Raw genomic sequence first — 13,073 nt, 5'->3', positions numbered from 1 at the left:
GGACTTTACTGAATGTTCCAAATGTTAACTCGTTGGTATAACAAGCGGTTTTCTGATCCCGAAGCGGTCAGTCTGATTGCAATATTGCTGTTTGGTTTTCTGATTATTTACTTCATGGGCGGTCTTATAACCCCGCTTTTGGTTGCGATTGTCCTGGCTTATTTGCTGGAGTGGCCGGTCGTGAAATTTGTCCGGTTTGGTGTTCCAAGAGCACTCAGTGTTATCATTGTCATCGCGATCTTTACAAGTTTAATGTTAGTCGCTGTCTTCGGACTGATTCCGGTGATTTGGCAGCAGGTAACTCACCTGACAAATGATATTCCAAATATGTATACCGAGCTACAGGAGCGAATCAATGCCATATTTTTGAAATACCCTGAATTAGCTAATTTTGAAATTGTAGAATCAATTGTCAATAATGCAAAAAATCAGGTGATTGGCTTTGGTGAAAGTATCGTCAAAAGCTCTTTATCTTCTTTAATGAGTATTGCGACCCTGGCTGTTTATCTGGTTTTAGTACCGTTATTGATTTTCTTCCTTTTAAAAGATAAGCAGCAATTATTAGATGGCGCCGGAAAAATATTGCCCAAAAACCGTAAGCTTGCTCAGAAAGTCTGGATAGAAATGAATGAGCAGATTTCAAATTACATTCATGGTAAGGTTTTGGAAATATTCATCGTTGGGATTGTCAGTTATGTTGCCTTTGCAATTCTTGATCTGAGATATTCTGTTTTATTAGCCGTGGCTGTCGGATTTTCGGTTCTTATTCCATATATTGGTGCTTTTGTGGTGACTGTACCTGTTGCAATTGTTGGTGTATTTCAGTGGGGATTAACACCATCCTTTTATTGGTTGTTAGGGGTATATGGCATTATTCAGGCTTTAGACGGAAATATATTGGTCCCGGTTTTATTCTCAGAAGCCGTGAACTTACATCCAATTGCGATCATTGTTGCGGTACTTGTTTTTGGTGGACTATGGGGTTTTTGGGGGGTTTTCTTTGCGATTCCCTTAGCCACCTTAGTGAAGGCTGTATGGAGTGCATTGTCGGCAGGTGACGAGGTTTCAGCTCCTGCCGGATAAGGCTGATGGGAAGATTCCGGTTATTTGGGTTGAATAAACTCCATTTGTTGCATATTTAGTGTGATCCGGATTACGTTTTTTGTTGAAGGCTCAGTCATTTTTAACTGAGCCTTTTTAGTATTTATACCCAAGCAACCTGAAGAAGCATCTTCAGGTTGCTTGGGTATATAGTTTAATGATGATATTTTATCTCTGATGTTAATTTCATTCGAATATGATATCTTTGTTCCATAATTTATTGCGTTAGGATAAAATGGTTGGATAATATCTGACTTTTTTATAAATTATATATTCAGGTTTGAATTTTCAGAATGTTTTATTTCTCTTTTTACCGTCATTAATTAATCATTTTTTTAATTAGATGCTTGTTTATCTGTGATTTTAAATCCACAGTGACGGATGTGTTATTAATTTTATTTTTCTGTTTGCATAATGTTTCTTCAGTTATGAATAAATATTTTTCTTGGTTTATTTTTAATGATTCATATTCCGGGTTGTTGAGTAAGATAGAAATAATGATGAAACAAATGACTCTTTAGTCCGGGAATAAATGCAGGCAATAAGTTGAATTCTTGTCTTTACAGTTAGAAGTGATTGTTATGAGATTGACCATGAAATTTAGTCACAAAATTGTGATGATATCATCTTTGTTACTTATCGGAACCGTATTAATTCTTTCCGTCCATCAGTTGAAAACGGTTCAGAACAGTTTTAATTCACTGATTAACAACAGTATGAATGAACTATTAACAAGTATGAAGCAAACGGTGATGACTGAAATGTCCGGAAAGAAGACGCTGGCAAAGTCTATCACCGAATCCATTCAACTCGACCCTGCTAACCAGGCATATGTCGATAAGATGCTGAATACTGCCCGGTTGAAATCAACATTTATTACGATCGGTTTAGGTTACCAAAATCAGGGAGAGCTGGTACAAAATGATGAAGCATGGGATGTGCCGGAGGATTATGACCCGAGGCTCAGGCCATGGTATCAGAAAGTTAAAAATACGGGTCATCTGATTGTGACCGACCCTTATGTTGATTTTAAATTCAAAAAAATAGTGGTATCGATAGCGACACCGGTTTTCAGCCATGGGCAGTTTATCGGCGGTATGTATTATGACCTTGATTTATCGGGACTATCTGACATTGTGAGTTCTGTTCATTTACTGGACTCAGGTCATCTGTTTGTTGTCAGTCAGTCCGGGCAGACCATTGCTCATCCGGATGAAAATAATATCGGCAAAAAATTAAATGAGTATCTGCCCGGTATCCGTCTGAAAGAAGGCATGCAGGAAGTCAATATTGAGGGGACGGATTACATGGTTGATTTAATCTATATTCCTGATGAGCATTGGTACATTGGTGCTGTAATTGATAAATCAATTGCTTTTCAGACGGTGAGCAAACTGAGAAGTAACTCCTTGATTTATATTATTTCCGGTGTGATCGTTGGTTTGATTTTACTGACATTTTTAATTAAGAAATTCATGCACCCGCTGGATACATTAAATCTGGCGATCCGGGATATCGCCTCAGGTGAAGGTGATTTAACAAGGCGTCTTGATACAAATTCAGATCAGGAATTTGCTGAGCTTGCGATTGGTTTTAACCAGTTTACGGAATCACTACATGGCCAGATATGTGACTGTAAAAATATTAGCCGTGATATTCGCACTGGGATAAATCAAGTCATGGAGAGTGCGACAGAATCTGCAGATTTTATGCATTCTCAAATGCAGGAAGTCGATCAGTTAGCAACAGCGATGAATGAAATGGCAGCGAGTGCGTCCGAAGTTGCAAACAACGCGCAGCAAGCGGCTGTTGCTGCCCGGGAAGCTGATGATGTAGCCGGTGGTGGCGCCGGGGTGGTTGGGCTGACAACCACGTCTATTTTCAGGTTATCTGAACATATTGAACAGGCAGCAGAAGATGTAAAAAATCTTGAAATGGCGACAGCAAATATCGAGATGGTACTGGAAGTGATTAACAATATTGCGGAACAAACGAACTTACTGGCCTTAAATGCTGCTATCGAAGCGGCCAGAGCTGGTGGTTCCGGGCGGGGGTTTGCTGTAGTGGCCGATGAAGTCAGAACACTGGCTCAAAGAACGCAGGACTCAACAACCGAGATTCGGACTATGATTGAGAAGCTTCAGTCCGGCACGGTTTCTGTATCCGCTGCGATGAAAGAAAGTCAGATTGCAGCGGCAGAGGCTGTAGATAAATCACAGGCTGCAAATGAGTCATTACAGAAAATTCAAATGGCGGTTCAGCAAATTAATGATATGAATATTCAAATTGCTTCGGCAGCGGAAGAGCAGAGCTTAGTGGCCGAAGAAATTAATGGCAATATGATCAAGATAAAAGAAATTAGTGGTCAGGTATCAGATGTTGCCAACGATATGAATGAAGTAACCAGGCTTCAGGTTAACAAGATTCATCAGCAAGATAATATTCTGGCACAATTTATTGTTTGAATCGCAACTTTCTATACGGGTGACTTAACCAAATATTGAATATAAAAAAACCAGCATAGTGCTGGTTTTTTTATTTATAGGAAACGTGTTTGTTATAAATGTGATTGATATTAACTGTTTTCATTTAATAAATATTTAATAATCTGCCAGCATATGATGAATACGGTTTATTTATACGGTTATTTATTAAATATAATAATCTCATTGCATTGAAATTTCATGAGATCAATATTAGATTTTGTAGTATCAAGGTTATGTATTTGTGTATGAAATTGTAACCATATAGTAAGCCGTTGTTTTATGAGGGATACCATGAGATTTAGCCACAAGATTGTAGCGGCATCGTCTTTGCTATTAATAGCAACCGTGATGTTTTTATCTGTACATCAAATGAGAACCGTAAGAGAAAGCATTGAATCCATCGTATTTAGCAGTATGGGAGAGCTGGTTACCGGTGTTAAGAATACGGTCGAATCAGAAATGTCAGCAAAGAAAAGGTTAGCGAAAGTATTTGCTCAAACGATCGAATTAAATGCTGATGATAAAAATTATGTGAAAAAAATACTGGAAAAACCAGGGCTGAAAGGCAGTTTTGTCGGGGTAGGGATTGGTTATGCGACCGATGGTTCAATGGTTGAAAATGATGATAACTGGAGTCCTTCCGCTGATTATGATCCAAGAGTTCGTCCTTGGTATCTGGAAGCGAAGAAAAAGCGGGATGTGATTGTGACTGACCCTTATCTTGATGTTGCCAGTAAGACGATGATCATTTCACTTGGTTCACCAATTTATACAAACGGGAAGTTTATCGGATCAATGTATTATGATCTGAACATGTCCAAATTATCTGATTTGGTCAACTCGGTGAATTTGTTTGATGCCGGTTACCTTTTCATCGTTGCGGCGGACGGTAATACAATCGCGCACCCTAAAAGAGATTTCGTTGGCAAAAAAATGCAGGACTACCTTCCTGATATCTCAATTAAGGAAGGAACACAGCATGTGAAGCTGGATGGTAAATCATATATTGTTAATTTCACTTCAGTTCCCAGTGAAAACTGGTACATCGGTGCTGTTGTTGATGAATCCATTGCTTTTGCTGCTGTGTCCGATTTAAGAAACAGTTCGCTGATTTATACCATTTTGAGTGTGGTGATTAGTCTGGTTCTGCTGACCTTCCTGATTCGTTATCTGATGCGGCCTTTAGGCATTCTGAACGAGGCAATTCAGGATATTGCTTCCGGGCAGGGGGATTTAACCAAGCGCCTGGAGACTGATCTGGATAAAGAGTTTGAAGAGCTGGCCATTGGATTTAACCAGTTTACCGAAGTTTTACAGTCTCAGATTAGTCAGTCGAAAGCGATCAGCCGTGATATTTATCATGGTGTTGAAGCGGTTGCATCGAGTGCAGACCATGTTTCTTCTTCGATGAAAGAGCAGGTTCAGGAAGTTGATCAGCTTGCGACCGCAATGAATGAAATGGCTGCCAGTTCATCAGAAGTTGCGAATAATGCTCAAAATGCTGCGACAGCTGCGAAAGATGCAGATGAGGCGACAGGTGAAGGTGTTGATGTGGTCAGCTATACAACATCATCGATTAATGACCTCTCGGATAAGATTGAGCAGGCTGTGAAAGAAGTTGAGAATCTGGAATCAGCCACTGCGAATATTGAAACCATTCTGGAAGTGATTAATGATATTGCCGATCAAACCAATCTGCTGGCACTGAATGCTGCAATTGAAGCGGCAAGAGCAGGGGAATCCGGCAGAGGTTTTGCTGTTGTTGCCGATGAAGTCAGAACGCTGGCACAAAGAACACAAGAGTCGACGACGGAAATTCGTTCGATGATTGAAAAGCTTCAGGCGGGCGCGTCGTCTGTATCTGCTGCCATGCTTGAAAGTAAAAATAAGGCGGGAGACGCGGTTGAAAAGTCTCATCTGGCAAATGATTCTTTGCAAAAAATTCGTCAGGCCATTCAACAAATCAATGATATGAATATGCAAATTGCCGCTGCAGCTGAAGAGCAAAGTCTTGTTGCTGAGGAAATTAACAGCAATATGGTGAATATTAAAGACATCAGCGAGCGGATTGGCTCCTCAACAGAAGAAAGCCGTGAATCAACCCGACAGCAGGTTGAAAAAGTTCATCAACAAGAGCAATTGCTGAATAAGTTTATTGTTTAAATGACAAGTGCTGATAAAAACGCCAGTATTACTGGCGTTTTTTTGATCTTTTTTCGTGATGGGTTATTTTTGCTGGAGATAATCCAGAACGACCTGATGATGATCTTTGGTTTTGAACTTATTGAATACATGTTCAATTGTACCGTTTTCATCAATTAAAAAACTGATGCGGTGAAGCCCGTCATAAATTTTTCCCATGAACTTTTTTTCACCCCATGTACCAAAGCTTTCAGCAACCTGATGGTCTTCATCTGATAGCAAAGTAAAATTCAGGTTATCCCGCTCAATAAATTTTGTCAGTCGTTTCACCGGGTCGATGCTGACACCCAAAACAACAACATTTGCATCATCCAGCTCTTTTTTCGTATCTCTCAGTCCCTGAGCCTGGACCGTACATCCCGGCGTCATGGCCTTCGGGTAAAAGTAGAGCAAAACCTTTTTCCCTTTAAACTGACTCAGAGAGACAAGGTTACCGTCCTGATCCTGAAGTGAAAAGTCAGGGGCCGGTGTGCCTGATTGTAATGTGTTCATCATGTTTCCTTATGTTGACTGATTTTATTGTTGATATAAGCGGGATTTTATATCTTTTTCAAGCCGGGATACAAAACTGTCGTGATAGAATGTCACCCGGGTCGGTATTTGTCTGAGAAATACAAATAAGCATGCGGCTTTACTTGTTTTTTTCAGCGTCATTACAGTACCATGCTGGAAGGATAATTTTATGGAGAGAGACATGTTTTCTGGAAGTATTGTTGCGTTAATTACGCCATTTAACCTTGATGGTGAAGTGGATTATGCAAGTCTAAAAAAATTAGTAGAATATCATATCGATTCCGGGACGGATGCGATTGTCTCTGTTGGTACGACGGGTGAATCAGCAACACTTAGTATTGAAGAACATGTCAAGGTCGTTTCAAAAACAGTTGAATATGCTGCAGGCCGAATCTCCGTGATTGCCGGTACGGGGGCGAATGCCACGCATGAGTCCCTGACATTCAGCCGTTTACTGAATAATACTGGCGTGTCAGGCTTTTTGAGTGTGACGCCTTATTATAATAAGCCAACACAGGAAGGCTTGTTCCTCCATTATAAAGCGATTGCCGCTGAAACCGACATCCCGGTTATCTTATATAATGTGCCGGGACGGACTGCAGTCGATCTGCAACCAGAAACGGTCGCCCGCTTGTCTGAACTCAAAAATATTGTTGGTATTAAGGATGCGACCGGAGATTTAGATCGTGTTCAAAAGCATCGTGAACTATGTGGTGAGGACTTTGTCTTACTAAGCGGCGATGATTCTACCGGGCTTGATTTTGTGAAGCTTGGCGGTAATGGTGTTATTTCTGTGACAAATAATATTGCCGCTGCTGAAATGTCTCAAATGATGCATCTTGCTTTATCAGGAAAGTTTGCTGAAGCAGAGGCAATTAATGAACGCCTGATGTCTTTGCATAAAGATTTATTTATTGAGTCCAGCCCGATTCCTGTAAAATGGGCCGCTCACCGCCTGAATCTGATTGAGCACGGTGATTTAAGACTGCCGATGACAATCTTATCTGAAGCGGCACAACCAACGGTTGAGCAGGCGATGATAAGTGCTGGTTTACTGTAACGTTATCTGTTTATTGATGCCGGGGCGTTCGCCTCGGTTTTTTCTGTAGGAGTTTAAATGAAAAATTGGCATCAGCTGGTTTGTTGTTCACTGGCTGTTTTAACTATATCAGCTTGTTCCGATAGTGCTTTAGAAAGGCAACAAGCCGAGGGTGATTTTGATTATTTAAACGAAAATGCGTTAATTCCCTGGAAATATCCTCATGGTGTAAAACCACAGTTTGATCATGAATACGATATACCAAAAGGTGAATTTCATGGTGTTCTGGGAGAAAACGTTGATATTCGTCCTCCTCAGGAATTTTTAGCACTGATCCCCGGGGTCTCGGTTGAGACTTCTCAGGGATATGTCACTTTCTGGAGTGCTAAATCTCAGGTCGCAGATCAGATATGGCAAATTTCGCTGCAGTTTTTAGAAAGTAAACATGCTCAGGTGACCCGGAAAGGTGAGCAGTCGGTTGATGCGAAGTGGGTGGAATGGCAGAGTGAAGACGAAGAGTCAGTACTGGAAGCCCATTATCACTTGACCCGGGTGAACAAAGCCCGTCGTTTTGGTGTACAGCTTTCAATGCCTGGTTTACGTTCTGCTTCCGGAAGTGATGACGTCTCTGTTTATGCCAAAGAACGCTATACCATGAAGATGGTGAATAAAATAGCAACCATATATGATGCTCAGATGAGAGTAACATCAAATCGTTTACAGCAGGCACCAAAGAGTATTCCGGTATCTATGGGAACTGATCGGAGCGGCTTGCCGGTTATGATTGCCCGGAGTGATTATGATAATCTTTGGCGTCGTCTGCCTTTAGTTTTATCTCAGTCTGGTTTTTCAGTTGAAGACAGGAATCGTTCTCAGGGAACTATCAAGGTGAAGTACAGCTCTCCTGATGATGATTTTTGGTCTGCTTTAGGTGTCAAACCACTTCCGCTTTCTTCCGGGAGCTATACAGTGCTGTTGGGTGATCTGGAAAACAGAACCTCTTTAAACATGACTTCATCCGATGGCAAGCCGGTGAAAGAAGATGTGCTTAAAGCTTTTGTACCTGTCATGACAGCTCTGTTGAAATAACCTTTTATTCTTCAGAAGGATGGTGTTGTTCATCATCCTTTTTTAATTCCTTCTGACGTTTCTTATCTAATTCGATTAACCTTTCCAGATCATCATTGGGTTTCTTTTTGAATTGTTCCAGATTCTTTGGGGTCAGGTATTTTAAAGCTGCAACATTACCAACAATAATCGAGATAACGATTGTGATGATGAACCAGGGGGATGCGAAAATATCCATACTCATACCTGATTTATATTGATGATGAATTGATTGTATATTGTGTTGATTTCTTTTTTTATGATCTTTTCCCCGTATATTGGCGCTTCATTCAAAGTTTCCAGTATTATTTCTGGAGTGAGTTCTTTTAACAGCGTTGATGAAACTGCATGGTGGCTGATATGCCACGGTTCTGTAGCGACGCCGCCACGATCCTGATTGTACGGAAGAAAGAATCCGTAATGCTGCATATTTGTTTGTAACCACTGAAAGAATCCGGCCTGAAATCCTGACAGGTATTCATGTGGCTCAAGTTTGAGTGGCACATTCTGAGGCTGATTTGTTCTGTCGTAAACATCGAAATCACTTCCCCAGTGATGCCGGCTGGCTCCGGGAAGAGCGGACCACCTCAATATTGCCAGGATCTTTTCTTTTTCACTCAGTTGGCTGGTGTTCAGCGGGATACTGTTTTGATCTAACACCGGGGATTCACCTGAGAACTTCCTGTTCCAGATTTTCAGCTGGTGCTGAAAACTGCGAAAACCGCTCACGATATGCAGATTATAACCAGCCAGGGATGCTGCTTCTTTTAAAGCAAGCATGTCGCTGACCACATCCGGATGGATCAGAAAAGACTTCTGATCCATCCGTGTCGGCTTAAGATGTAGATCGGTTTGTCCGGTCAGTTGCTCAGGTGTCATCGGGTTATGCCAGAAGGTTCGTTAACACGTTTTGGTACATGTCAGTCAGCTTTTCAAGGTCCGGAACACTGACACACTCATTCACTTTATGAATCGTCGCATTAACCGGCCCCAGTTCAACAACCTGTGTACCCATTTGTGCGATAAAGCGGCCATCTGAAGTACCGCCTGTTGTCAGTAACTCTGGTGCTTTATGATTCACATCAGTCACGGCTTTGACGACCGCATCGAGCAATTCTCCTGCATCCGTCAGAAATGGCTGGCCGTTTAAAGTCCAGTTGAGCGAATAATCTAATCCGTGCGCATCAAGGATTGAATGCACCCGTCGCTGAATGGATTCAGAGGTCAGCTCTGTACTGAAGCGGAAGTTAAACTGAATCGTAAAGTCGCCGGGAATCACATTCGAAGCGCCTGTTCCGGCATGAAGATTCGGGATTTGAAAGCTGGTTGGCGGAAAGAATTGATTCCCGTCGTCCCATTTTGTCGAAGCAAGTTCAGATAAAGCGGGCAGTGCCTGGTGAACCGGGTTGTTTGCCAGATGGGGGTAGGCGACGTGTCCCTGTATCCCTTTGACGACTAAATCCCCGGTCAGGGAACCGCGTCTGCCGTTTTTGACGACATCTCCTGCTGTGTGCGTACTGGACGGTTCTCCGACAATACACATATCAATTCGCTCGTCTCTTTCCATCAGGGTATCCACGACTCTGGTGGTTCCGTTGATAAATGGTCCTTCTTCATCAGAGGTAATGAGAAAAGCAATGGATCCCTGATGATTCGGGTTCTGCCTGATAAAGCGTTCCACAGCGACAATCATACATGCGAGCGAGCCTTTCATATCAGCAGCCCCACGTCCATGCAGATGATTGTCAATGACCGTGGGCTCAAATGGTGGCGTGTGCCACGCTTGTTCAGACCCCGGCGGGACCACATCAGTATGTCCGGCAAAGGCAAAAAGCGGGGCTTCATAACCTTTTCTTGCCCATAAATTTGTTGTGTCTTCAAAAACCATGACTTCAATGTCAAAGCCAAGTTTTTTTAACCGGCTGATCATGACCTCCTGACAACCGGCATCCTCTGGAGTGACAGAACGGCGGGAAATCAAATCTTTTGCCAGGGTTAGTACAGGGCTATCAGTCATTCATAATTCCTTGTGATAAAACTATTTTAAAAAAAATGTTGAAAAAACTATTGTGCTGCAAAAATTGTTGTGTATTTTTCCGCTGAAAAACCAAGATATAAATTGTTATTTACCGAGAGAATCGGGCGTTTGATCATAGCCGGGTATTGTACAAGTAAATCAATGGCCGTTTCTTCCGTCAGGCTGTCTTTTTGCGCCTGATCCAGTTGCCGGTATGTCGTTCCTCGTTTATTCAGCACGTTATCCCACGCCAGCGATGAACAAAAGTCGCGGACAAGAACTGCTGAAATACCATCTTTGCGATAGTCGTGAAATTGATAGTCAATATTTTCGGCTGCTAACCACTTTCGTGCTTTTTTTATTGTGTCGCAGTTAGGGATGCCATAAAGAATGATGCTCATAAGAATCCTTTAGGTTAAAGAAGGTGACATTACCTCCGAATCCTAGCAGGAACTGACCGGGCTGACAAAAATACATAAGCGCCTTGTCAATAGGTTGTGTTTTACAAATGAGCGGAAGTGAATGGCACAAAAAATGAAGTTATTGATCAAACGCAACACGCTTTATGCAAAAACCGAAATAATAAATTGGCACGTAGATAGGAGGTGTCAATGGAATTGAGTCCCGTTTTTGCAAGGCGACTGTATTTGGCGTACCTGGTTGAAAGCATGGAAAGGCCGAATGTTCCGAGATTGATTGAGAAGACAGGATGGCCCCGCCGGACCATTCAAGATGTCTTGAAAGCTTTGCCGGGAATTGGCATTCAGTTAATTTTTGTTCAGGATGGTCGTCGACATAATGATGGCTATTATCGATTATCTGACTGGGGGCCGTTTGATAGCCAGTGGATTCTTGAACGAAAAGTCGATATTGCAGCAAGCCTGGGAAAATAGATCAGATAAGCCAGTTTGGCTTATCTGTTTCATTTCAGGATATTAAACTGCTGGATGAATCCAGATGTAAAGCAGGATTCCCCAGCTGACGGCAGTGAGTATCCAGGGTAATAAATGTATCATGGTGTGCTTTTCAGGTTGTGGCGGAGCTGAAGGAATCTCTTCTGGCAGAATATTTTCCTGTTGTTTTTCCTTGTTCTTTCTTTTCCGCTCCTTGTCTGCCTGACGTTGTTTTTCTTTTTGTTGCTTTTTATAAACAGCAATGCCTTTTTCAATCCCTTGTGCAATCAGTTTTGTTTGTTCTTTGTTTTGTCCGGGCTTTTGTGTCGCTCTGGCGATTTTCATGGCTTCCTGGCGGGTTTCATTTGATGGAGCAGATGCTTTTTTCATAGTAATTCGTCAATGTTTACATCAGATTATTTATTATCAGAAGTGATCTTAGCAAGAAATTCAAGTGCGTTCTGCCAGAACAGAAGTTTTATCGTGAGTTACCGGAAATATCCCCAAACTCACCCGAAGGGCGTGAGCTGAATCATGCATCTTCAGGGTGCTTGGGTATATATAATTTAACTTTGACTATTTATGATGAGTGGGACTTATTCTGACCGGGGTCTTTGACCATTTGGACTGAATGAGATAATTATAAACCACTGTGTATGGAAGCATTCAGTATGTTCTCGTTGCGTGAGAGCAAGATGAAATGATGAATAATTATAATGTGAGTTTTTAAAGGTGTACTATGCCATATCCTCAAACAGCAATTTTACCCGAAGCCGGACCTTTTGCGCTTTATGCTTTATTTAAGATAAAAGACAATCCGGAGAAAGTGCTACAAGAAATTCAACAATTACCAACCCTGATTCAGACCCTGAACTCATCTCAGACAGGTGCTGAACTGAAGTTATCTGTCTCATTCAGCCGGGGTTTCTGGGCACAGCTTGATGCGCCTGCCGTACCTGAACTGGTTGATTTTATCTCTTTAGGGGAAGGTGATATCTCAGCACCTGCAAGCGAAGTCGATTTCTTAATACATGTTCATTGCCAAAGACATGATTTACTTTTTTATGTGATGAGAAAGTTCATGGGAAGTATCGCTGGAGAAGCGCATATTGTGGATGAAACGTATGGGTTCCGCTATCTCGATGCTCGGGATATGACAGGATTTATTGATGGAACTGAAAATCCGAAAGATAGTCGCCGCGAAGAAGTCGCGATTATTCCTGATGGCGAGCTTGCCGGAGGAAGTTACGTGATGGTCCAGCGGTTTGTTCATAATTTGCCTGCCTGGGGAAAACTGAATGTTGCTGCGCAGGAAAAGGTGATTGGCCGGACGAAAGAAGACTCGGTTGAGCTGGATAAGGTGCCTGAAGCATCCCATGTCGGGCGGGTTGACTTAAAAGAGAATGGTCAGGGACTGAAAATTGTCCGTCATAGCTTGCCATATGGTACTGTGGGGGGAGAGCACGGCCTTCTGTTTATTGCTTATTGTCATACGTTACATAACTTTAAGGCGATGCTGCAGAGTATGTATGGTGAAGCTGATGGGAAAACTGATCAGATGTTGCGTTTTACCCAGGCAGTGACCGGCGCTTATCTATTCTCTCCCTCCTGTGAAATGTTACAGTCTTTAAAATTAAAGTAATCCTTGTATGACGTTTCAGTGGATATTGTGATCGGGTCGAGCTGACCCGTTTTTTGTCTAAAGAATTCATCAG

Annotated in this window: 13 protein-coding genes; 7 read left to right on the top strand and 6 right to left on the bottom strand. The window is 42.0% G+C overall.

Annotated features, from left to right (window positions below):
• Positions 1-12: 12 nt before the first annotated feature.
• From OC443_RS14875 to OC443_RS14865, 3 genes are all read left to right on the top strand, one after another.
• A complete protein-coding gene (locus tag OC443_RS14875; protein WP_073581234.1) occupies positions 13-1,083 on the top strand; it encodes an AI-2E family transporter in 1,071 nt (356 codons plus the stop codon).
• A 611-nt stretch (positions 1,084-1,694) separates the two neighbouring features.
• The gene (locus OC443_RS14870; protein ID WP_073581662.1) at positions 1,695-3,566 is read left to right on the top strand and encodes a methyl-accepting chemotaxis protein; all 1,872 of its coding nucleotides are present in this window, start codon (positions 1,695-1,697) and stop codon (positions 3,564-3,566) included.
• A gap of 312 nt (positions 3,567-3,878) precedes the next feature.
• Complete coding sequence (locus OC443_RS14865; RefSeq protein ID WP_073581236.1) at positions 3,879-5,750, top strand: methyl-accepting chemotaxis protein; 1,872 nt, start codon at positions 3,879-3,881, stop codon at positions 5,748-5,750.
• A 63-nt stretch (positions 5,751-5,813) separates the two neighbouring features.
• On the opposite strand, the gene bcp is transcribed toward OC443_RS14865, so the two are convergent.
• Positions 5,814-6,281: a thioredoxin-dependent thiol peroxidase gene (gene bcp / locus OC443_RS14860; protein ID WP_073581238.1), complete on the bottom strand. Its 468-nt coding sequence runs from the start codon at positions 6,279-6,281 to the stop codon at positions 5,814-5,816.
• Between the two features lie 202 nt (positions 6,282-6,483).
• Between bcp and dapA the strand changes: the two genes are divergently transcribed.
• Together dapA and bamC are read left to right on the top strand one after the other, a co-directional pair.
• Positions 6,484-7,362 carry a 4-hydroxy-tetrahydrodipicolinate synthase gene (gene dapA / locus OC443_RS14855; protein WP_073581240.1) on the top strand — a complete coding sequence of 293 codons (879 nt, stop codon included), beginning with the start codon at positions 6,484-6,486 and terminating at the stop codon, positions 7,360-7,362.
• A gap of 57 nt (positions 7,363-7,419) precedes the next feature.
• The gene (gene bamC, locus OC443_RS14850; RefSeq protein ID WP_073581242.1) at positions 7,420-8,430 is read left to right on the top strand and encodes an outer membrane protein assembly factor BamC; all 1,011 of its coding nucleotides are present in this window, start codon (positions 7,420-7,422) and stop codon (positions 8,428-8,430) included.
• A 4-nt stretch (positions 8,431-8,434) separates the two neighbouring features.
• On the opposite strand, the gene OC443_RS14845 is transcribed toward bamC, so the two are convergent.
• Genes OC443_RS14845 through OC443_RS14830 form a run of 4 tightly spaced genes read right to left on the bottom strand, consistent with a single transcriptional unit; the run spans position 8,435 to position 10,866 of the window.
• Positions 8,435-8,647 (bottom strand): DUF2897 family protein, encoded by a 213-nt coding sequence (locus tag OC443_RS14845; RefSeq protein WP_143169267.1) that lies wholly within the window; start codon positions 8,645-8,647, stop codon positions 8,435-8,437.
• Positions 8,648-8,649: 2 nt separating this feature from the next.
• Entirely contained in the window at positions 8,650-9,327 is a 678-nt protein-coding gene (locus tag OC443_RS14840) for a M15 family metallopeptidase (protein ID WP_073581246.1), read from the bottom strand.
• 4 nt (positions 9,328-9,331) lie between these two features.
• Complete coding sequence (dapE, locus tag OC443_RS14835; protein WP_073581248.1) at positions 9,332-10,465, bottom strand: succinyl-diaminopimelate desuccinylase; 1,134 nt, start codon at positions 10,463-10,465, stop codon at positions 9,332-9,334.
• Positions 10,466-10,512: 47 nt separating this feature from the next.
• Entirely contained in the window at positions 10,513-10,866 is a 354-nt protein-coding gene (locus OC443_RS14830) for an ArsC family reductase (protein WP_073581250.1), read from the bottom strand.
• A gap of 210 nt (positions 10,867-11,076) precedes the next feature.
• Here OC443_RS14830 and OC443_RS14825 point away from each other — a divergent pair, with 210 nt between their 5' ends.
• Positions 11,077-11,358: a winged helix-turn-helix domain-containing protein gene (locus OC443_RS14825; RefSeq protein WP_073581252.1), complete on the top strand. Its 282-nt coding sequence runs from the start codon at positions 11,077-11,079 to the stop codon at positions 11,356-11,358.
• 42 nt (positions 11,359-11,400) lie between these two features.
• Here the strand turns inward: OC443_RS14825 and OC443_RS14820 are convergent, their stop codons facing one another.
• Entirely contained in the window at positions 11,401-11,748 is a 348-nt protein-coding gene (locus tag OC443_RS14820; protein ID WP_073581254.1) for a DUF2956 family protein, read from the bottom strand.
• Positions 11,749-12,097: 349 nt separating this feature from the next.
• Here OC443_RS14820 and OC443_RS14815 point away from each other — a divergent pair, with 349 nt between their 5' ends.
• Positions 12,098-13,000, top strand: a complete 903-nt coding sequence (locus OC443_RS14815) for a Dyp-type peroxidase (protein WP_073581256.1) — start codon at positions 12,098-12,100, stop codon at positions 12,998-13,000.
• Positions 13,001-13,073 lie beyond the last annotated feature (73 nt).

It is taken from the genome of Vibrio quintilis, from assembly GCF_024529975.1.
Classification (GTDB): domain Bacteria; phylum Pseudomonadota; class Gammaproteobacteria; order Enterobacterales; family Vibrionaceae; genus Vibrio; species Vibrio quintilis.
This window is presented reverse-complemented; position numbering and strand designations above follow the sequence as displayed.

Coding starts and splice junctions, on each gene's coding strand:
- OC443_RS14875 (WP_073581234.1), top strand. CDS start 13: ATGTTCCAAATGTTAACTCGTTGGTATAACAAGCGGTTTTCTGATCCC.
- OC443_RS14870 (WP_073581662.1), top strand. CDS start 1,695: ATGAAATTTAGTCACAAAATTGTGATGATATCATCTTTGTTACTTATC.
- OC443_RS14865 (WP_073581236.1), top strand. CDS start 3,879: ATGAGATTTAGCCACAAGATTGTAGCGGCATCGTCTTTGCTATTAATA.
- bcp (WP_073581238.1), bottom strand. CDS start 6,281: ATGAACACATTACAATCAGGCACACCGGCCCCTGACTTTTCACTTCAG.
- dapA (WP_073581240.1), top strand. CDS start 6,484: ATGTTTTCTGGAAGTATTGTTGCGTTAATTACGCCATTTAACCTTGAT.
- bamC (WP_073581242.1), top strand. CDS start 7,420: ATGAAAAATTGGCATCAGCTGGTTTGTTGTTCACTGGCTGTTTTAACT.
- OC443_RS14845 (WP_143169267.1), bottom strand. CDS start 8,647: ATGGATATTTTCGCATCCCCCTGGTTCATCATCACAATCGTTATCTCG.
- OC443_RS14840 (WP_073581246.1), bottom strand. CDS start 9,327: ATGACACCTGAGCAACTGACCGGACAAACCGATCTACATCTTAAGCCG.
- dapE (WP_073581248.1), bottom strand. CDS start 10,465: ATGACTGATAGCCCTGTACTAACCCTGGCAAAAGATTTGATTTCCCGC.
- OC443_RS14830 (WP_073581250.1), bottom strand. CDS start 10,866: ATGAGCATCATTCTTTATGGCATCCCTAACTGCGACACAATAAAAAAA.
- OC443_RS14825 (WP_073581252.1), top strand. CDS start 11,077: ATGGAATTGAGTCCCGTTTTTGCAAGGCGACTGTATTTGGCGTACCTG.
- OC443_RS14820 (WP_073581254.1), bottom strand. CDS start 11,748: ATGAAAAAAGCATCTGCTCCATCAAATGAAACCCGCCAGGAAGCCATG.
- OC443_RS14815 (WP_073581256.1), top strand. CDS start 12,098: ATGCCATATCCTCAAACAGCAATTTTACCCGAAGCCGGACCTTTTGCG.